At 67.4% G+C, this 19,227-nt stretch carries 12 protein-coding genes and 2 pseudogenes; 3 read left to right on the forward strand and 11 right to left on the reverse strand.

The window, feature by feature from the left end:
* From MJ783_RS14255 to MJ783_RS14265, 3 genes and pseudogenes are all read right to left on the reverse strand, one after another.
* Positions 1-229 (reverse strand): annotated as a pseudogene (locus tag MJ783_RS14255) (hypothetical protein); the annotation flags it as partial.
* 6 nt (positions 230-235) lie between these two features.
* Positions 236-1,141: a hypothetical protein gene (locus tag MJ783_RS14260; RefSeq protein ID WP_239310925.1), complete on the reverse strand. Its 906-nt coding sequence runs from the start codon at positions 1,139-1,141 to the stop codon at positions 236-238.
* A 369-nt stretch (positions 1,142-1,510) separates the two neighbouring features.
* The gene (locus MJ783_RS14265; protein ID WP_239310926.1) at positions 1,511-2,233 is read right to left on the reverse strand and encodes a DUF4082 domain-containing protein; all 723 of its coding nucleotides are present in this window, start codon (positions 2,231-2,233) and stop codon (positions 1,511-1,513) included.
* Between the two features lie 400 nt (positions 2,234-2,633).
* Here MJ783_RS14265 and MJ783_RS14270 point away from each other — a divergent pair, with 400 nt between their 5' ends.
* On the forward strand, positions 2,634-4,307 hold the full coding sequence (locus MJ783_RS14270; protein ID WP_239310927.1) for a lipopolysaccharide biosynthesis protein: 1,674 nt from the start codon (positions 2,634-2,636) through the stop codon (positions 4,305-4,307).
* Here the strand turns inward: MJ783_RS14270 and MJ783_RS14275 are convergent.
* From MJ783_RS14275 to MJ783_RS14310, 8 genes are all read right to left on the reverse strand, one after another.
* Entirely contained in the window at positions 4,202-4,873 is a 672-nt protein-coding gene (locus MJ783_RS14275; protein ID WP_239310928.1) for an acyltransferase, read from the reverse strand. The two genes, MJ783_RS14270 and MJ783_RS14275, sit on opposite strands and share 106 nt — an antisense overlap.
* Positions 4,870-6,018, reverse strand: a complete 1,149-nt coding sequence (locus MJ783_RS14280; RefSeq protein ID WP_239310929.1) for a DegT/DnrJ/EryC1/StrS aminotransferase family protein — start codon at positions 6,016-6,018, stop codon at positions 4,870-4,872. The genes MJ783_RS14275 and MJ783_RS14280 overlap by 4 nt, the downstream gene beginning before the upstream one ends.
* Positions 6,015-7,358 carry a glycosyltransferase gene (locus MJ783_RS14285; protein WP_239310930.1) on the reverse strand — a complete coding sequence of 448 codons (1,344 nt, stop codon included), beginning with the start codon at positions 7,356-7,358 and terminating at the stop codon, positions 6,015-6,017. Before MJ783_RS14285 ends, MJ783_RS14280 begins: the two co-directional genes overlap by 4 nt.
* Positions 7,355-8,554, reverse strand: a complete 1,200-nt coding sequence (locus MJ783_RS14290) for a DegT/DnrJ/EryC1/StrS aminotransferase family protein (protein ID WP_239310931.1) — start codon at positions 8,552-8,554, stop codon at positions 7,355-7,357. Before MJ783_RS14290 ends, MJ783_RS14285 begins: the two co-directional genes overlap by 4 nt.
* Positions 8,551-9,774 carry a glycosyltransferase gene (locus tag MJ783_RS14295; protein ID WP_239310932.1) on the reverse strand — a complete coding sequence of 408 codons (1,224 nt, stop codon included), beginning with the start codon at positions 9,772-9,774 and terminating at the stop codon, positions 8,551-8,553. The genes MJ783_RS14290 and MJ783_RS14295 overlap by 4 nt, the downstream gene beginning before the upstream one ends.
* Positions 9,771-10,772 carry an SDR family NAD(P)-dependent oxidoreductase gene (locus MJ783_RS14300; RefSeq protein ID WP_239310933.1) on the reverse strand — a complete coding sequence of 334 codons (1,002 nt, stop codon included), beginning with the start codon at positions 10,770-10,772 and terminating at the stop codon, positions 9,771-9,773. Before MJ783_RS14300 ends, MJ783_RS14295 begins: the two co-directional genes overlap by 4 nt.
* Positions 10,769-11,815, reverse strand: a complete 1,047-nt coding sequence (locus tag MJ783_RS14305) for a Gfo/Idh/MocA family protein (RefSeq protein WP_239310934.1) — start codon at positions 11,813-11,815, stop codon at positions 10,769-10,771. The genes MJ783_RS14300 and MJ783_RS14305 overlap by 4 nt, the downstream gene beginning before the upstream one ends.
* Before the next feature lie 88 nt (positions 11,816-11,903).
* Positions 11,904-16,790: a DUF4082 domain-containing protein gene (locus MJ783_RS14310; protein WP_239310935.1), complete on the reverse strand. Its 4,887-nt coding sequence runs from the start codon at positions 16,788-16,790 to the stop codon at positions 11,904-11,906.
* Positions 16,791-17,219: 429 nt separating this feature from the next.
* Between MJ783_RS14310 and MJ783_RS14315 the strand changes: the two genes are divergently transcribed.
* A complete protein-coding gene (locus tag MJ783_RS14315) occupies positions 17,220-18,560 on the forward strand; it encodes an MFS transporter (protein WP_239310936.1) in 1,341 nt (446 codons plus the stop codon).
* Positions 18,557-19,227: pseudogene (locus MJ783_RS14320) on the forward strand (hypothetical protein); the annotation flags it as partial. The gene MJ783_RS14315 and the pseudogene MJ783_RS14320, both read left to right, overlap by 4 nt.

Genomic DNA, 19,227 nt, shown 5'->3' on the forward strand with positions numbered 1-19,227 from the left:
TCGCCGCACCGCCGAACGGCAGCATGACCACGAGAATCCACCATAACAGGCAGAGCATCCCCAACAGGTTGGCTGGCGTGCCGGCGGCGCCGAGAGGGCCAAAAATCAGCTGTGACGGGATACCGAGAAGAAGCAGCACGTAAAGAGACAGCAAAGAGGTGACGTCTACACGCGAAAGGTAACGCCGAGCCAGCGCGAAACGAGCGATACCGACGGGCAGGCCGAGCATCGAGGGCTACTTGTCGGAACGTCGGCGTAGGCCTACCAGAACCATCGTTGTCTCACGGGCGTCCGGTTGCTTCAGCCGCCCCTCCTCCTCCTCGCTGTCACGGTCACCGTCCCACTCCAGCTTCTCCAGGCCCTGGGAATCGGTGTCGTCGTCGCTGCCGTCGCCCTCCAGATCATCGACGTCCTGCTTCTCCGTGGGCGTCGCGGAGCTGCGGGAAGCGCCTCCCGACCGGACCGCCTCCTTCGAGCGCCCCCCGCCCCGAGCCTCGCTGGCGCGCCGGCCGCGGACGGCCGCGGCCAAGGCGGCCCGCCGGCCGGTAAAAGCCCCTTCAGCGACGAAGCAGGCCGTGACCGAAAGGATGAGACCGAGGGCGGCCACACCGAGCAGCGCCCGGATCTGGCTCCCGTGAAGCACATCGGGCTCGCCCGGAGAAATAAGCTGACTGGCCCGGATCATCGAGTTCTTCGGGACATTCTGCATGACCTGCAGCTTTTCGAGCTCGCTCTCGGCCGTTTTCACCAGTACCGAGGCGGTGTTGCTCGCGGTGGCCGCTGAAGTGTCCGTCGCGGCGATCTCAAGCACCGGGGAACCGTCGGAGACCAACGCGATCGTGTACGCCGACGTCGCATGCGCGGCCTTGAGTTCCTGCCGGACCGCCTCGGTAGCCATGATCCGGGTCAGAACGTCCGCGGTGTTACCGAGCGGCAGGGACAGATACGGATTTCGGCTCGCGGCGGTGCTGGTGGTACCGGGGTCCGACGTCGGCGGCAGTACCACCACGGCTGCGTTGGCTTGGAATGTTGGACCGATGGTGGTGTGTACACCCACCCCAGCCAGGCCGGTGAGAACAATCCCGATGAACAGGATATACCAACGACGGACAAGAACCGCGATGAAATCCGAAAAATACACTCGTGCCCCTTGCCCCCCAGCGCGGGTCAGCATTGCGCCGACACCGGATCAGATCCAAGATACACGGCCGTCATCAGAGCGAGAAGAGTGCCGGGACTCCTCCTGGCCATGTAACACAAGCGCCAACGGGCCAACAAGTTACCAAGCCAGCCCCGCCGGCACAACTACATAATCTCATGCGGGTGAACACCAGGTGATGGGAAGAGAGCACCACCTGAACCCTGAGGCCGACCGCCGTACACGTCGATCCCACTTGCGGTTGCCGGTCAACCCATCTCCACCTGCCATCCGCTTGATGGACCCGATGATCTAAAACGGCGGGACGCTCTTTGCACAACAACCGAGTGCGCCACTAACAGTAACCATACACTATGAGACTGGAGTCATAGAAGGGGCCACCGGATCGCCCGAAGATCCTGACGCCGGCCGGAACAGCACATCGGTCCAGTAGTTGGAGTCACGGTAGGTAGCGTCAGGAAAGCCGCCGCCGTAGTGGTACACCCCGCTGGTCGCCCCAGCGGTGCGCAACGGCCCGTTGGCCGACACGGCCTGATCAAAAAACTCAGGGGTCGCCGAATAATGCCCCGTCGGCGCGAAATACGAGGCCGTGTAGGTCGTGGCGGCCTGGACCGGCACCGGCTTGGCCAGCATCACCACCTGCCAGCCGGTGTCGCTTTCGCCGACGGCCGTGGCGGTCGCCAGCCGGTCACCGGCGTCGGACCACAGGCTGACCGTATGTTCGCCGATATTGTCAGGGCCCTTGTAAAAGCGTATTCCAAGGATGTCACCTGGGGTGTCGACACGGAACCGGATCCCGACCTCAACCGCGGCGGGGTCCGGATCGGCCTCAGGCACGGGTTTCGCATCATTACTCCAGAGTGAGATCAGCTGCGAGTCCCCCCGCGGGGGCAGGCTTGGCGGCAGCCTCGGATTGCCGCCGGTGGAATCGCCGCACCCGGCGACCGCGAACCCCATCGCGCCCACGAGCAGGACCGTCGCGAGACAAGGCGAGAAGCGGTAGCACCTGCGATCGCCGCTGGGCGGCGCGGGCGTCCGGGCCGCCACCGACACGGCAAGCTTATGCTCGCGCACCCTTCGGCCCACCGGACGCCGCGGCCGGCCAGACCCGTGCACGGATGGGCCGCTGGCCCCGCACGCCGGACGCATGGAGGTCGTCATACAGACATATCCTTTGGTCGGAACACCGATTCAATTGATCGCCGCCTGGCGACGCGATCGATGCCAAGTGAACACGCCGCATGTACCCGGAAACAGCACGTTCACCTAAAGTGATACATCTCTTACTTTAAGTAAAGTACCCCGAAGACGCGGCCCGTGCGCACTCCCGAAGGAACGAAGAGGCCACACCGCGTTGTCATTATGTTGTTTCCAGATGACATTATCGAGGACCGGCATAGATCATAGCAGGGCCATGCTTCGATAAGCAGCGCATGGCCGCGACATCACCTGGCCAGTCGCAGATGGGGGAACCATGCCGAACATGCCGGCAAGCGCGTCAACACCGGGGATGCCGTCCCCACGGACTCCACCCGAGCCGGCTCCGGGGCCGGCTGGCGGCGCCCAGGAGAACGGCGTCACAGACAGCGACACCAGGAACGACGGCGGCGGAACAGGGCTCGGCGGGGCGGTACGGCGCGGCCTCGGCTTCAGCCTCCTGAACAACGCGCTCAGCCGGCTGGGCACCGTGGTCACCGGGATCGTGCTCGCCCGGCTGCTCAGCCCGTCGGACTACGGGGACTTCGCGGTCGCGCTGGTCGTCCTCAACGCCCTGTTGTCCATCAACGAACTGGGTGTCTCGCTCGCGATCGTGCGCTGGCCGGGGGAGCCACGGCTGATCGCCCCAACCGTCCAGACGCTGTCGACCGGCTTCAGCATCGGGCTTTACCTGCTTACTCTGGTGCTGGCACCGACCATCGCAGACCTGCTCGGCTCACCCGCGGCGACCGGTCTGGTCCGAGTGCTGGCCCTGAGCATGATTGTCGACGGGGTGGCATCCGTACCCGCCGCCCTGCTCACCCGCGCGTTCCAGCAGGGCCGGCGCATGATTGCCGACCTCGCCGCGCTCGCTGTCAACACAGGTGTCACGATCGGTCTTGCCGCCCTCGGGCACGGTGCCTGGAGCCTGGTCATCGGCTATCTGGCCGGTAACCTCACCACCTCAATAATGATCTTTGCCTTCGCCGGCGCGCGGATCAGGTTCGGCTTCGACCGGCACCAGGTACGTGGCCTGCTGGACTTCGGCCTGCCGCTGGCCGGGTCGAGCCTGCTGGTCTTCGGAGTGCTCAACATCCACTACGTGGTCGTCGGTGCTGTCCTGGGCCCGGTGGCCCTTGGCTTCTACATGCTCGCGTTCAACCTTTCCAGCTGGCCGGTGAACATGTTCTCGCTAGCCGTGCGGAGAGTGGCTATGCCGGCGTTCGCTCGGTTGTCCACCGACCGCAAGGCGCTCACCGACGCGTTCGCCCGCTCGATCGCGCTGCTGATGGCCGCGACGCTGCCGGTCTGCGCGATCATCGCGGTGCTCGCCGGACCCCTCATCCACATCGTCTACGGCCCGAAATGGGATGCCGCAGCCGACGCCCTGCGGTGGCTGGCGGTCCTCGGGGCGTGCCGGGTCGCGGCTGAACTCGCCTATGACCTGCTGGTGGGCGCGGGCCGTTCGCGCGCGGTCTTCGCCGTCCAGGGCAGCTGGCTGGCGGCGCTCGCCCCGGCCCTGTTCATCGGGGCGCGGGCAGGCGGGATCGGTGGCCTTGCGTTCGCCCAGGCCGCGGTGGCGGTGGTCGTGGTAGGCCCGGCGTTCATATTCGCCATCGCCAGGGCGGACGTAGGGCCCATCGCCGCGCTGCGGTACTGCGGCCGCCCTGTTGTCGCGACCACGGTCCTTGTCCTGGTCATGGTGGGGCTCGGCACGGTGGTACGCGGGGACCTCGCCCGGCTGCTGCTGCTCCCCCCCGCCGGGCTGGCCGCGTGCGCCGTGCCCCTGTTCCCGCTGCGGCGGCTGGTACGGCCAGGGCCGCACCAGCCGCCGCGGGACGCTTCCTACGGCGTCGAAACGGCTGAAGCGGCCGAAGCGGCCGAAACAGCCGCAACGGACGCCGAGGGCACGGCCTCGCACAGCCCGTCGGTACCGGTCGCCGGCCGGTAGGCCTTCAGACAAGCCACGCAGCGCAGATCGGGATCAAGCCTGTCCCCGCAGGAACAGACCCAGCCCAGATTCCGTCCAGGATTGCCCGCGACCAGCGCGTACGCGGGCACATCCCGAATGACGACCGCGCCAGCGGCCACAAACGCGTACACACCCACGGTCACTCCGGCGACAATCGTCGCGTTGGCACCGATCGTCGCGCCACGGCGGATGAGCGTCGGAGCAAGCGCGTCCCGCGTCTTCTTCACCTCGGCACGCGGCCGGAAGTCGTTGGTGAAGACCATGTTCGGGCCCAGGAAGACATCGTCCTCCACGGTCACCTTGTCCCACACGAGCACCGCGTTCTTCACCGTCACCCGGTCACCGATCCGGGCGCCGGACTCGACGAAAACATGATCACAAATGTTGCAGCCCGCACCGATCACGGCACCGGGCAGCACGTGCGCGAACGCCCAGACCCGGGTCCCCGGGCCCACGTCGTCGCTCTCACACAGACCATGGGAATGGACGAACACGGCATCGTCGGAGGGCCTGGAAGCCTCCCGAGGCTTGGAGAACTCCGTCATGGCAGCGCCCGCCGGAGCTCATCGGCGACCCGCCGCTGCTGCTCAGGGGTGATATGCGGATACAACGGCAAGGAGAGGATCTCTCCAGCGGCCTTCTCCGCGACGGGGAAGTCACCGGCAGCGTGGCCAAGCCCCGCGAAGGCCGGCTGCAGATGCAACGGCACCGGGTAGTGGATCCCGGCTCCCACACCCTGTTCGTGCAACCGGGCCAGTACCGCGTCCCGGTCGGGAATCCGCACCACGTAAAGGTGCCAGACATGGATGTTGCCCGGCAGCGTTGCCGGTAGCCGGACCCGGGGGTCGTCGCCCAACAACTCGTCATAACGGACCGCCGCGGCCGCTCGCGCCTCGTTCCACCGGGCCAGCCTGGTCAGCTTGGCCCGCAGCACAACGGCCTGCAGGGTATCGAGGCGCGAGTTGAAGCCCAACGACTCGTGCACGTACTTGCGTTCGCTGCCGTGCGCGCCCAACAGACGCACCTTGCGCGCGAGCTCGGCATCATTGGTCAGCACGGCACCCGCGTCACCGGCGGCACCGAGGTTCTTCCCCGGGTAGAAACTGGTGGCCGCCAGCAGACCGAGCCCGCCAGCGGCCTGTCCGTCGCGGACAGCGCCCTGTGCCTGCGCGGCGTCCTCAAGGACGATCGTGTCGGCGCGGCAGGCGGCCGCGATCCGCTCGACCGGCGCGGCCTGCCCGTACAGATGGACCGGGATCACCGCGCGAGTACGTTCGGTCAACGCCGCGCCCACCGCGTCCGGATCCAGCAGCAGATGCTCGTCGTCGACGTCGGCGAACACCGGCAGCGCGCCCGCGCGCAGCACCGCCTCGGCGGTGGCCACGAAGGTGTTCACCGGCAGGATGACCTCGTCAGCACCGACATTGTCACCGGTAGCGGCTCGGGTGCCAGTGCCAGTGCCGGCACCGACGCCGGCCGCGCGCAGCGCCAGCTCGATAGCGTCGGTGCCGTTGCCCACACCCACGCAGTACCCGACACCACAGAAGTCGGCGTACTCGCGTTCGAAGGCGGCAACCTGCTTCCCACCGACAAACGCGGTGGTCGCGAGCACCTCGTCGAACCCGGCCCGCACCTCCTCGGCGATCTCGGCCTGTGCAGCCGCCAGATCCACCAACGGAATCGTGGTCACCGCGACGTCCCTTCCATGGGGTAAGACGGCAGCTTCGCGAAGCCCGGAGCCACCGGATCTGAAGATGACTGACTGGAAGCGACCGCCCGGGCCGGGGGATTATCCGGCTGGACACGACGGGCGTTGAAGTCGTCCAACGCCGCCTGTCCACGCAGCTGGTCGTAGTGTCGCCGCACCTCGTGGGCGAACAGGCCCGCCGCGCTCACTCCGAGAGTACGCACCTCAGGCCGGCCCACGCCGGCCTGGAGCGTCCGGGCGTAGAGCGCCTCCTGGACACGAGCCGCGCGCTCCAGCGAGAAACGCCGCGTCACCAGATCGCGACCATAGTCGCCCAGCTGGCGGCGGCGATCCGCGTCCGTAAGCAGTGGCTTAAGAATCTTGGTCAGTCGACGCGCACCACTGATCCGGTCGCCCTCGCCAATGCCGTACCAGCCCTGCCAGAGGAACGCATCGACGCTTTCGGGAGCCAGCAGCTCGAAGAAGCCGCCCTCACCCTGGACGATCAACGGCTTCGCAAAAGCCGCGGCCCGCAGTGCCGACCCGCCCATACCGATCGAGATGTCGGCAAGGGCGTACGCGGGCCGCGGATCGGTGAGCTCGCCGGTGAACACGACCACCTTGCCGCCCCGGACGGCGCCGATCCGCGCGGCATGCGCGGCAAGCTGCTCCCGCGCGGGGCCGTCACCCACCACCACCAGCCGCACCGGCAGGTCCACCGCCAGCCGGGCAACAGCGTCGACCGCGGCCAGAAGCCCTTCCAGCTTCAGCTCGGTGGCGAGCCGCGACACCACAACCACATGAAGATCGGCCGGATTCAGGTCGAAACGGGTTCGCAGCTGGGTGAGCGCGGCATCGCCAACCGCGTCCGGGGCGTTGGCACGCACGTCGACCGGTGGCTCGATGAGGTCGACCGGACCGCGCCGCACCGCTCTGGCGGACTCGCCGATCAGCTCCGTGCCGACCACCAGGGGCATGGTGGCCGGCAGGAACGGCGCAACCGCCATGGACATCACCGTGGCGAAGGCCGGCACACCCAGCCTCGTCCGCGGCCCGACGAAGGCCTCCAACGCCGGCGGCCACTCGTAGCCGTGCACCAGCTCGATCCGCCGTTCGCGCACCACCCGGCACAGTGCGCTCATCACCCGGGGCGACGGCCGCCGCCCCGGCTTCGGCGACGCGACGTAGTCAAGCCCGAGCGCACGCACCGTTTCGACAAGCGGGCCGGGCACCCCGAAGACGGTCACGTCATGGCCCAGATCCCGTACGGCCCCCGCCAGCTCCACCGCGTTGAGCTGGCTTCCCCCGATCTCCATCAGGTGGGGATAAACCAAGATCCTCACGAGCTGTGCACACCCTGTCCGACAACGCCATCCACGACATGCGCGCCGCCGATGCCACCGATGCCACCGGTGATGGCGTCCAGCAGCGCGTCCACCACCTGATCATGCTGTTGCTCGGTCATCGTGTGGAACAGGGGCAGGATCAGCGACTGCTCGGTCAGCCATTCGGTGACAGGAAGATCATCACGTCGCTGCCCGCCATAGGCGGGCTCCAGATGGGAGGCCATGATGCCGCGTCTGGCCGAGATGCCGCGCTCGGCCAGGAGAGCGAGCAGCTCGTTGCGGCCCACCCCCGAGGTCGGCGGTGGGACCACCCAGAAGCTCTGGTAGTTGGTCATCCCCCCTGGCGGATCGCCGACGGTCACCAAACCTGGAACCACCGCGAGCAACCGCTGGTAGCGCTCGGCGAGGATGCGGCGACGTTCGACCATCGCGTCGAGCTTTGCCAGCTGGACCAGCCCGACCGCGGCCTGGATGTCGGTCATCCGGTAGTTGAAACCGGTCTCGCCATAGCTTTCCAGCACCGGCTGCCGGCTGCGGTGCCGCTCGGCCGCGCTCACGTTCATCCCGTGTTCGCGCAGCCGCCGCGCACGTGCGGCCCAGGCGGGATCGGTCGTGGTGAGCATCCCCCCCTCACCGGTGGTGAGCAGCTTGCGCGGATGGAACGACCATGCCGCAAGCGGCGCGCCCGCGCCGACCCACCGGCCGTTCATCGTCGAGCCGGCGGCGCAGGCCGCATCCTCGACCACGGCGACACCGCGCGGCCCGCACAGCCGCGATACCCCCTCAACATCCGCGGGTACCCCGCCCTGATGAACAACGATCACCGCGCGGGTGCGGTCAGTGAGAACGGGAGCCACCGTGTCCGCCGTGATGTTCCCGGTCGACGCCTCGACATCGGCGAACACCGGCGTGCCGCCGACATAACGGACGGCGTTCGCCGTGGCGATGAACGACAGGGACGGCACCACCACCTCGTCACCCGGGCCGATATCCAGCAGCACCAACGCGAGATGCAGCGCGGTCGTGCAGGACGACACCGCGACCGCCTCGCCACCGCCGAGCCTGTCCGCGAAGGCGCGTTCGAACTCGGCGACCCGCGGCCCCTGGGCAACCCATCCGGACCGGACCGCGTCCGCCGCGGCCTGTGCCTCCTGCTCACCCAGCCAGGGCGTCATCACCGGGATAGGGCTCATCGATCGGCCGCCTTCACCGTGGTGAGCGCCGTGACACTCGCACGATCACCGGCGGGCCCGGCGGGCAGGCCGCACAGCTCGGCCAGCTCAGCCGTGCGGGCCGCCCAGTCATGGCGGCCGGCGAACGTACGCCTGTCAGCCGCGAGGCTGTCGGTACGGAGCACATCCAGCGCCGCCGCGGTCTGGGCGGCAAAGCGCTGCGGGCTCGCGCCAATGCTGATCAGGTCAGTGTCCAGCCAGCGGCTGGCGGGCAGGTCGGTACTTACCGCGCCCCGGCCCGCGGCCAGGTACTCAAGGGTCTTGAGCGGAAAACTGGCCTGGTTGAAGGCGGAATCGGTGTACGGGGTGAGCCCCACATCAATCATGCGCAGGTACGACGGCAGGTCCGCGAACGCCTTCGGGCCCACCCACTCCACGTTGGGCCGTGACAGCAGCGCGTCCAGACGCTTGATCTCGAATGTCGCCTGCCGCGGCCCGACGAGGAGGACGGAGATACCCCGATCGGCCACCGCCTCCAGATGCGTCAGATCGATGCGGTCGGACAGGTGCCCGACAAAACCCGCGATCGGGGACGGCAGATGCACGTCCTCCGGCAGTGGCGCGTTGTCACAGCCGGCGAAGTGGCCGGCGTCGACACCGTTGGGCACCAGCACCGGCTCGGTGCCCATGGCCCGCCACCGGTCCACCAACACCGGGGAGACTCCCACGACCACGTGTGCCTTGGTGAGCTGGCGCCGCTCGGCCTGTTCCAGCCACGGCCTGGACACGCCCATCAGCTCGGCACCCGCGACGAAGTCGTCGGTGCCGTAGAAGACCCGGCGGGCCCCGGGCGCGACATCGAGCAGGTCGGCAAGGGAGTCCACGATGACCGCGCGAACGGTCGCACCGATACGCCGCAAAGCCCGCCGGACGGCGTCACGGGCGGCCAGCCTCGCCGCCTCCCGCATGACCGGACGGCTCACCCCGGGCGGGGTGACGGGCGTCAGCCGGATGATCCCCGGCTGGACCACGCGCAGCCGGGGACGACGCAGGGCAGCGGCGGTGTTGCGGTCCTTCAGCGGCGTCAGGTAGGAGATCGGCGGGTCGACCCACAGCACCGGGAGCTGGCGCGACAGGTGCAGCGCAACATGGCGCATCGGAAACCAGATCCCGTCCCAGGACGTACCGGAACTGCACACCACGAGCTCGCGGGGCCGCGTGAGCGCGGGCAGCGAGCTCATGAGCCGAGCTCCGGCCGCGCCTCGCGCCACCATGCGACCAGCTGCCGCAGGCCTTCCGTGAGGCCGACCTCGGCCTTGAAACCCAGCCGGGACGCGGCGGCCGAGGTGTCCGCGAGGCGGCGGGCCACCGGGTTCACCCGGCGCGCGGGCCCGTGCTCCAGACCGAGATGACCGGCGCCCATCACCGCGGCCAGGGCCTCGGCAAGTTCACGCAACGACGTCTCGACACCGGACGCGACGTTGAAGACCTCGTCGGTGATGTCCGCCTGCGCCGCCATCAGGTTGGCCCGAGCGATGTCCGTGGTGAATACGAAGTCCATGGTCTGCGTGCCGTCGCCCAGGATGAGCGGCGGCTGGCCAGCGGCGATCCGCTCCATCCAGCGCACCAGGACTTCGGTGTACACACCGTGCACGTCCATCCGCGGTCCGTACACATTGAAGTAGCGCAGCGCCACGTAATCAAGGCCATACATGGCGTAGAAGCTACGGAGAAGACCTTCGTTGAAGACCTTCGCCGCGCCGTAGATCGTGTCGTTGTGGTACGGATGATGATCTTCGGATGTGGGGAACACCGCCGCCTGGCCGTACACGGATGCCGACGACGAGGCCACTACCTTGCGCACACCGCTGGCGACCGCGGCCTCCAGGACGTCGAAGGTCCCGTCGACAAGCACCTCGAGCGCCAGCCGGGGCTCCTCGGCGCACTGGGTGATCCGGATCGCGGCCAAGTGGAACACGATGTCGGTTCCGGGCATCAGCTCCGCCAGTAACGCGCGGTCGCGGATGTCGCCGGTGACCAGACGCACCCGCCCGGACCTCAGGGCGGTGGCCAGGTTGGCCTCGCGGCCACGGGTCAGGTTGTCCAGCACCACGACCTCGGCCGCGCCGGCCTCGACAAGCTGGTCACACACGGTCGAGCCGATCGTTCCGGCACCACCGGTGACCAGGCAGCGAGTGCCGGCGAGGGCAACGGCGGCGCTCCGCGGAGCCGTGGTCATCGGGCGACCTCCAGCAGCGGGACGCGGGCGCCGCCGGAACGCAGGCTGCGCGAAGCGGCCTCAAGCATTCCCAGGACCCGCAGGCCAGCGCGGCCATCGGTCGCGGACGGGCTCCCGCTTTCGATCGCCGTCGCCCACTGGGTCATCACCGTACTCAGCGCTTCCCGTTCGGCCAGCGCGGGGGCGACCATGTCGCCACTGCGATAGGAGATCATCATGTTCCGCCTGCTCTCACTTTCCAGCACGTTGGCTTCCGCGAGATCGACCCCGCGGTCATAGATCGACAGACGCTGCGCGGGGTCCAGGTCGTTCCAGACGAGGGTCCGCCGCGAACCACCGACGATCACCGTTCGAACCTTGATCGGCGATAGCCAGTTCACATGGGTGTGGGCGATCGCGCCGTTGGACAGCGCCATCGACAGGTAGCCGACGCAGGCCCTGCCCGCGCCGATCGGGTCGGCACCGGTGGCCGTCACGGCTTCGGGCGTCACTCCATCGGGCAGAATGAAGTCGAAGATTGACAGGTCGTGCGGAGCAAGATCCCAGATCACGTCGACGTCACGTTGGACGAGACCGAGATTGACCCGCACCGAGTCGACGTACTGGATCTCGCCGAGGGCGCCGGCCCGGACCAGTTCGCGGATCTTCATAACCGCCGGCGTGTAGCAGTAGGTGTGGTCGCACATAAGAACGAGGCCACGGGACTCCGCCGCGTCGACCAGCTTGCGGCCTTCCGCCACCGACGAGGCGAGCGGCTTTTCGACGAGCACGTGCTTGCCCGCGTCCAGCGCCCTCAATGCGACATCCACATGTGTGGCAGCCGGCGTGGCAATGGCCACCGCGCCCACCTGCGGATCATCAAGAATGTCATCAAGCCGGTCCGTGGCCCGAACATCGCCGTACGAACCGGCGACCGCACGGGCGCGGTCGCTGTCAATATCGCACAGCCACCTGAGCCGGAACTCCGAGCTTCCCCGGAGGTTTCGGACGAGGTTGGGACCCCAGTACCCCGCACCGACAACGGCCGCACCGATCAAGGACAACGCTTTCCCCCAAAAAGACGGTACGAGTTCGCCGGGCACGCGAGCGTGCCCGGCGAACTCCACGGCAAATCACCGCACGACGACAGGACTACGAAGTCGGGTCAAACACTACGTCAACCCAGTAGTTGGCGGCATTATACGTGGTTGTTGGAAACGCCGAGGTGGCCGAGTAGATATACAGGCCGTTACCACCGGACGAAGGGCTGGACGGCGCGGTGAGCGGACCACTCACCAGCCCGGATGACAGGAAGTAGCCACCATTGACGGAATAGTGGCCGACGCTGGTGTGGTAGGAGACCACGTAGGTACTACCTGCGGTAACAGCAACCGGCGTCGAGAAACGAACCTCCTGCCATCCGGTAGTCGACTCACCGGTAAACGTAGCGGTGGCCAGCGCCGTGCCGGAGCCGCTCCACAGCGTGCCCGTGTGCGTACCGGTGTTGGCTGCTGACTTGTAGAAACGAACGCCGAGAATCCGGCCATTCACGGAGGGTATGAACTGCACCCCCAGCTCAGCCGCGTTGGTGTCGCCCGCGTCGACAGATCCCGGCACTGTCGAATCACTCCAAAGTGAGAACGGTCCGGTCGGACTTGATGCACTGGCTGTGGTGAACGTCCAGCTGGTGGACGACATCGTATTCCCAGCCGCATCTTTGGCACCACTGACGGTGACAGTGTACTGAGTGCTCGGCGTCAGGGCCGCGGCGGGGGTGAAGGTCTCCGTGAACGCGGCGGCGTCATAGGCGGCCGAGCCGCTGACCGGGCCACCCCCACCGGACAGGGTCATGGTGACCGTCGAAGGGACGACCGCCTCCGTGAAGGCCGCCTGAGGCGCCACGTCCACCGGGACCGACGACGCACCACCCAAGGGCGACCGTACCGCTACCGCCGGTGGTGTATTATCGGGCGGCGCGGTCGTGGTGAACACCACGTCCACCCAGTAGTGGGCACCGGCGAAACTGTGGTCAGGGAATCCACCAGCGCCGTACAGGTACAGTCCGTTGCCGCCCGCGGTAGCGCTGTCCGGTGCATGGAGTGGTGCATTGTTGACGGTGGTGTTCAGCACGCCGGCGCTGGCCGAGTAATGGCCGTTCGGCGCGTGGTAAGAGGCAACATAGGTGGCGCCGGCGGTGATCGCGACCGGCGCGGAAAGGCTCACCTGCTGCCATCCGGACGCGGTCTCACCCGTGAAGGTCGCGGTCGCGAGCGCGGTGCCGTTATTCGTCCACAGCGTGCCCACATGCGTGCCGGTGTTCGCCGCGCTCTTGTAGAAGCGCAGCCCGGTCACCCAGCCGCTGGTATCCGCGCTGAAGCGCACGCCGAGCTCGACTCCCTGGGTGTCGCCGGAATCCAGCGTCGCGGGGACGGAAGTCGTGTCAAAAATCGAACACGGGCACCGGCCCGCGGTGGTGAAGGACCAGGATACGGGCGCCATCATATTGCCGGTCGGGTCGGTCGCCCCGGATACCGATACGGTGTAGACGTGACCGGTCGCCAGCGTCGCGGTCGGCGTGAGTGTCGCTGTCCTGCTCGGCCCGTCGTAGGCCACCGTCGACGCGATGACGCTGTTGTCCTGGGTGTCAGTCAGCCGCATCGTGATGCTCGACGGCGTGACGCGCTCACTGAAGATCGCCTTTATCGCCGCGGTGACCGGGACGCTGTTCGCGCCCGCGCCCGGGGCCGTGCTGGTGATCGTCGGCGGGGTCACGTCCGGTGGTAGCGACAGGACCACGTCAACCCAGTAGTTCGTGGTCGACGGCTGCGTCGGGAACGCATGGTTGCCGTAGACATAGACACCGTTCGGCCCGTCCTGCCCGCTGGCGAGCGCGTGCAACGGCGGGTTGTCGACCCCGGCTGAGGCGAACTGGTTGAGCGTGGTCGAGTAGCGGCCAGTGGTGGTGTGGTAGGAGGCGATGTAGGTGGTGTCCTTGACAATGGACACGGGAGTGGTGAACGTCAGCGTCTGCCAGCCCGTGCTGCTCTCCCCGCTGAACGTACCGGTAGCCAGCTGGGTACCAGTGGACGACCACAGCGTCCCGGTGTGGGTGCCGGTATTCGCCGGCCCCTTGTAGAACCGGATACCGGTGATCTTTCCATCCTCGTCGGAGCGGAACTTGACCCCGAGCTCGACCGCGCCGGTGTCAGCTTCGGTGATATTCGCCGGAGTCGCGGAGTCGGGCCATATACCGCACGGGCACAGGCCGTCCGCCGGTGGCTGCTGCGTGGTGGTGAAGGTCCACGTCACCGGAGCGGCAAGCAGGTTGCCCGCGATGTCACGCACACCGCTGACGGTCGCCGTGTAAGTCGTACCGGTAGCCAGCGCCGCGGTCGGTGTGAATGTCGCGGTCCTGGTCGCCGCGTCGTACCCGACGCCACCCGCCACGTTCTGCCCACCCGCGCCGACGGTGAAGGTGATTGTCCCCGGCTGCACGGCCTCGTTGAAGACCGCCGTCGGGGTCACCGCCGTCGACACGCTGGACGACGAGGGCAGCGGTGTCTGGCTCGTCACCGCCGGCGGGGTGACGTCAGGTGGCGCGACATCGGAGAACACCGGGTCCACCCAGTAGTTGGTGGATCCGTAGGTGCTGGTCGGGAACCCGGTGCCGCCCGCGCGGTAAACCCCGTTGGGAGCGCTCCCGGAGTCCTTGGCCGCGTGCAGCGGCACGGCGTCAGCCGCACTCACCTCGAAGAAGCCCGCGTCCGCCGCGTAGTGCCCGGCCGGCGCCCAGTAGGAGGCGACATAGGCGGTGTTCCTGGTTATCTGCACCGGCTGCGCGAAGGTGACCTGCTGCCAGCCGGACGCACTCTCCCCGGTGAAGGTGGCGGTGGCCAGCTGGGTGCCGGTGGCCGACCACAGCGTGCCGGTGTGCGTACCGGTGTTTCCGCTGCCCTTGTAGAAACGGACTCCGGTGACCCAGCCGTCGACGTCAGCGGTGAAGCGGACGCCCAGTTCCAGTGCGGTCGTGTCGGTGACCGCCGGCGTCTTCGGGGTCACGGCGGAACCGAAAACCATGCACGGGCAGCTGACATTGACCGATACGGTCACCGGCGCCGAGATGTTGGCACTGTCGTCAGACGCACGGGCCTTGATAGTGAGCGCCCCGAGGCCGTGGACCGTCCCGGTGTAGGTCCAGCTCTCACGCCCGGTCGCCGGATGCCAGGTGGCGCCGCCGTCGATGGAGACCTCCACACCGCCGACGGCTCCGCCACCGGCGTCGGCAGCGGTACCGGTCACGGTCAGTTGGCTGCCATTGGTGACGGCTGTTGCGGCGGCCGGCGAGGTGATGGCCACCGACGGTGCCGTGTGGTCCGTCGACGCGGTGGCCGTGACCAGCCCTGGCATCAGCGTTGCCGGCTGCGCGCCCATGTCCGCCAGCAGGTTCACCGTCGCCTGCTGCATGTTGGCGTCAACCGCCGTTGCCGTGCCGTCGTGCACGGCGTCCAGGCCCCAGGTGAACTGGATGGTGCCCGCGCCGAACACCAGCGCGCCGCTCGCGGCACGGTAGAGCGTCATGTGGTGCGTGGTCGTACCGGCCGCGACCGTGGTCCCGTAGTCCTGAAGGTACTGGCTGACAGCGCCGGTGGTCGTCGACAGCTGTACGAGGCCGGCCGGGCGGAAGCCGTTGTCGAGATCCTCATCGGACTCGTACCCGATCGAGTGCTGGGAGAGAGCCGCCGACGTCCCGGGCGCCAGGCTGGCGACAGCGGTGTTGCGCCAGAAGCGCATCTTGCCGTCCGCGGCCGGGACCATCATGGTGAGGTCGTCACTGTTGACCATGTAAGCGGTACCGGTCAGCGAGTTCTCCGGACGGCCGCCGTCGGCTGGCGGGCTCTTGCGTGGGTCACGCCAGGTGCCGGTCCATGTCGGCGGGTCCTGCGGGTCGACCACGTCGAGGTAGGTCTCCTTGTAGGTGACCATGGTTCGGTACGGGGTGTCGGACCCCTCGGTGCTCGGCTCCCAGCGGGTCTTCCAGTAGACCTCGTTGCCGCTGAAGAAGGCCAGGTTGACACCGGCGTCCCGGGCCGCCTCGACATTCGCCCGCTGCGGGCCCGACCAGTACTCGTCGTGGCCGACCGAAAGGAACGTCCGGTGGTTGGTCAGCAGGCTGCCGTAACGATCGGTGTCGACACCGCTGGCGTACGAGACATCGTAACCATTGCGCTCAAGAAAACGAATCATCGGGTACTCGTTGGCGAAGACGAAGTCACGGCCGTCCGGAACGTCACCACGAGTTGTGAACGGACGGTTGTAACTGACCTTGTAGGCGCGTCCGATCGGCCCCGGGTACAGGCTCGCCCCGCCAAAGGAGTTGTACGCCTGCCAACTGGTGTCGGAGGTCTGGTACAGCACGTCCGAGTGGCTTGCGTCGTTGCGCACGACGAAGACGATGTGGTTGTCCGCGCCCGTGTCGGTACGGACCAGCTTGGCCACGTAGACGCCGGAGACCGCGCTGCTCGGCACCGCCCAGGCCGCGGACTCCGCCCAGTTGCCGCAATCGGTGAGGTTGGTGGCGGTGTAGAAGAGGCAGGCAGGCTGGTTCTGCACGCCAGAGTGGTTGACGGTGGCCATCTTCCTGGCTCCGTCACCGCCGTACCAGCCGAGCCGATAGATATCGAGCCGATAGGCGCTGGCACTGGTCTTGATCTTAAAGTGCACCGTGCCACCGGCATTGACACTGATATCGGTGCTGAATCCCTGGATGGTGTCGTCGCCGGTGCCGGCGAGGTCCCATTCGGACTGCGGCGAACCGGTCCGGGTGTTCTCACAGGCGATCGGGTTGACGACTGGCGGACCACATGGGTCGGCCGCGCGCGCACGAGAGGCAAGCGGTACGGAAAGGGCTATCAGAATCCCGACCGTTACCGACAGGACAATCCATCGTGAAGCGAGCGGCGAGACGAGACACGAATACGCCCTTGTTCTGCTTGCGGCCAGCGCCGAGGACAGCTTTTTTCCGCTGTTTGAAATTCTCACCTGCAGGACTCCTACCTGCGGAGACGCCCCCGGAAGAACGTCATTTGATCACGCAAAGCCCCAGGATGGACGGAGTCCGAAAATCGGTGATATATCGACATGACATGCTCGACCCCCCCAGCTTCCCCAGCTGTGGCCCGGCTGCCACGGCAGTACCGCGGCACCGCGCCGACCCCCCGGCGAAGCAGCCCCCTCCTGGACGTCGGGCTACCCCCCTACCGGAGCCCGACCATCAGAAATTACCCTATATGGCGTCGCATATCCAGTCTCAGTCCGCATGTTGTGTTGATGACCAGAAAATTGTCCCCTTAACGACACACAGCCCGATCGCCGGTCAACAGCGAGCCCTAAATTTAGGAAAAATTTTGGCAAAAAGTCGTATTAAATATTGACAGTTGATTCTTAACTTGCCCAAAGGGAAAAGTGCCCATGTACTCGACACTGCGTGACGGTCCACCGCCCCGCCCATCGGAGGCCGCATCCGATCAGTCACGGCCGGCCCGACGCCCCGCGGGCCTGGCCGTCGCCCCGGTCGTACTCATGCTCGGCCTCACCAGCATGCTCACCGATCTGTCCACCGAGATGGTCACCGCGGTGCTGCCGCTGTACCTCGTCCTCTCCCTCGGCTTCAGCCCGCTCCAGGTCGGCGTCGTCAACGGCCTGTACCAAGGTGTGACCGCGCTGGTCCGGCTGGCGGGAGGCGTAGCCTCGGACCGCTTCGGACGGCACCGTGACGTGGCCGCGGCGGGTTACGCGCTGTCGGTGCTCTCCAGGTTCGCTCTGCTCGTACCCGGGGGCTCGGCGGCGGTCGTCTCGGGTTCGATCGTGACCGACCGGGTAGGTAAGGGCATCCGCACCGCACCTCGGGACGCGCTGCTCTCGCTGGCCGCCACCGAGAACGGTCTCGGAGTCGCGTTCGGGGTGCACCGGGCCATGGACACCTTCGGCGCGATGCTCGGCCCGGTGGCGGCGTTCGCGGTCCTGTCGACCGTTCCCGGCAGTTACCGCCTCGTCTTCGCGGTCAGCGCGTGTGCCGGTGTGGTGGGCCTGGCTGTCCTGGTGTTCTTCGTCGACCGCAGCCCGGCTCCCGAACCCGCTGGACGGCCCGGCCCGTCGGCCCCCGCCGGAACTGCGGCCCCCGCCGGAACTGCGGCCCCCGCCGATATGCCGGCGCAACCAACAATGAAAATGTCACTGCGAGATATGATGCTCGCCGTGACCGACCGGCGGCTGCGCCGGATTCTGGTGGCCGGCTGCGTGCTGGCGCTGGCAACCATCGGCGACGCGTTCATCTACCTGCGCATGCAGCGAACTCTCGAGATCACGCCGACGATGTTCCCTCTGCTCGCGGCCGGAACATCTGGTATGTACCTGCTCACCTCGGTTCCGCTCGGACGGCTGGCGGACCGGATCGGGCGGGCCCGGGTGTTTCTCGGTGGCTTCGGAGCTCTGCTGGGTGTCTACGTGACGCTGCTTTCGCCGCTGCGGGGGATGACCGCGCTACTGTGTTGTCTGGGTTTCCTGGGCCTGTACTACGCTGCCACCGACGGCGTCCTGTCAGCACTCACCAGCGCCGCGCTGCCCGCCGGAGCTCGAACCACCGGCCTGGCGCTGGTGCAGACCGGCGTGTCACTCGGTCAGCTGGCGGCCTCGGCCGCCTTCGGCGCGCTGTGGACGGTCGCCGGTGTGGAAACCGCGTTGACCGCGGCTGCTGTTCTCCTTGCCGTCGCCCTTGCCATCGCATGGTCAGCTCTGCGGAGGACGATGTGACCGCCAGCACCAGATCATCAGCAAGATCGACCGTGCCGCGCTCGAACCGCTGGCGCCGGCGCGCAGCGTTCGCGGTGGTTGTACTGTGCGCTGTCGCGCTCACCATCGGCTATGGGATCAGCCTCGCCCACCGCTCGTCCCCGGTAGCGGCCCAGGCCGCAAGCCCGCGTCCGATCGACCTGACCTCGCTGCTGCGCACCCCGGTGGTCGTCTTCCGCAGCAGCGAACGCGGGCCTAGCTACGGCGAGGTGTCCGTCGCGAAGCTCAACGACCTGACCGCTCCGCGCGTCGTCACGAACCTGCAGTGCGACCGTGTCGACATGGTGGCCACGGTCGGGCTGTGCCTGGCGGCGAGCCCGGGGATCTACACCAGTTACAAGGCGTTCACGTTCTCTGCGGACATGCAGGTGCGGCACGGCTTCAACATCGTGGGCATTCCGAGCCGGGCCCGCCTGTCCCCGGACGGCCGGCTGGCCGCGGTAACCACGTTCGTCTCGGGCCATTCCTACGCAAGCGCGGGTTTCTCGACCGCTACGACGCTCTACGACGTCTCCGCCGGCCGGGAGATCGGCAATCTCGAGTCGTTCACCGTCACCAGGGATGGCAAGGAGATCCACCCCACCGACGCCAACTTCTGGGGAGTGACCTTCGATCATGACGATGACCG

It is taken from the genome of Protofrankia sp. Cj3, from assembly GCF_917627355.1.
GTDB lineage: Bacteria > Actinomycetota > Actinomycetes > Frankiales > Frankiaceae > Protofrankia.

Bases quoted from the DNA above. Each gene is read 5' to 3' on its own strand.
- MJ783_RS14315 (WP_239310936.1), top strand. From the start codon at position 17,220: ATGTACTCGACACTGCGTGACGGTCCACCGCCCCGCCCATCGGAGGCC.
- MJ783_RS14300 (WP_239310933.1), bottom strand. From the start codon at position 10,772: ATGACCACGGCTCCGCGGAGCGCCGCCGTTGCCCTCGCCGGCACTCGC.
- MJ783_RS14295 (WP_239310932.1), bottom strand. From the start codon at position 9,774: ATGAGCTCGCTGCCCGCGCTCACGCGGCCCCGCGAGCTCGTGGTGTGC.
- MJ783_RS14270 (WP_239310927.1), top strand. From the start codon at position 2,634: ATGCCGAACATGCCGGCAAGCGCGTCAACACCGGGGATGCCGTCCCCA.
- MJ783_RS14290 (WP_239310931.1), bottom strand. From the start codon at position 8,554: ATGAGCCCTATCCCGGTGATGACGCCCTGGCTGGGTGAGCAGGAGGCA.
- MJ783_RS14275 (WP_239310928.1), bottom strand. From the start codon at position 4,873: ATGACGGAGTTCTCCAAGCCTCGGGAGGCTTCCAGGCCCTCCGACGAT.